The following is an 896-nucleotide window of genomic DNA, read 5'->3' on the forward strand; positions in this document are numbered from 1 at the left end:
CGCGACAACTATATTAGTATATCACCTATACCACCCAACTGTCAATACCTTTTTTAATCTTTTTTTGTTTTTTTATTTAATAAAAAACTTGATGCTCTAACCTGTTCTAGTAAAACAGAAATAAAGTCATCAAGTTTGTTCATTACAAAATCGTATTATCTTGAAAATCTTTTAAGTGATTTTTTAAATCTTTAAGCATGGCTCTTCTTCCTTTAAAGCGCTCGTTGCTCATCAACCTCTGATAATTATCCAACCCAACATCATCAAGAGTTCTTTTATAATTGTCAATCGCTTCTCTGAAGGCAACTAACTCATCTAGAAACAACTCTTTTGATTTCAAACGATGACCAATCTCACTCACTTCTTCATAAGGCTGGCGGTCCAATTTGCGCTTTTGGCTTTCTTGTTTACGAATTTTATCATGTATATGATTCCTGAATTTTGTTTTGAAATAACGATAGAGTTTTTCCTCATCATTTTCAATTCCTTTTTCTTTAAGCAGAAGTTCGTATAAAACTAACATCCCTTCTTGCTCCCAATCGCTATGTTCCCACAAGTGTATATAGTAATCTTTCTTACACTTCCAAACTATCCATTTCACCTTCTCATAAGTAGCTTTAAAATCCATAGTTCCTCCTTAAAATTTACTTGGCTTAATTCTACTGTAAATAGAAAGCAAGGTGGGCTTTTTCTTCTAAAAAGCATCGTTTAGGAACTCTTCTGACTTGAATAATTGCTTTTAAGTCATTTCAGGCACATATTTAGTCATTTGGGAGGATTGTGCGAAGCATGAAAGCAAGAAAAAAATCAAATGCTTACACATTTGATTTTTTAAACCTAGCTCCGCCAGTAGGACTCGAACCTACGACATCATGATTAACAGTCATGCGCTACTA

At 33.6% G+C, this 896-nt stretch carries 1 protein-coding gene; it reads right to left on the bottom strand.

Annotated elements, in window-relative coordinates; translation table 11 throughout:
- Positions 1-142 precede the first annotated feature (142 nt).
- Positions 143-628, bottom strand: a complete 486-nt coding sequence (locus AX677_RS04700) for a sigma-70 family RNA polymerase sigma factor (protein WP_060976337.1) — start codon at positions 626-628, stop codon at positions 143-145.
- Positions 629-896 lie beyond the last annotated feature (268 nt).

The organism is Streptococcus sp. CCH8-C6, assembly GCF_001557225.1.
Taxonomy (GTDB): Bacteria; Bacillota; Bacilli; order Lactobacillales; family Streptococcaceae; genus Streptococcus; species Streptococcus sanguinis_C.

Bases quoted from the DNA above. Each gene is read 5' to 3' on its own strand.
- AX677_RS04700 (WP_060976337.1), bottom strand. From the start codon at position 628: ATGGATTTTAAAGCTACTTATGAGAAGGTGAAATGGATAGTTTGGAAG.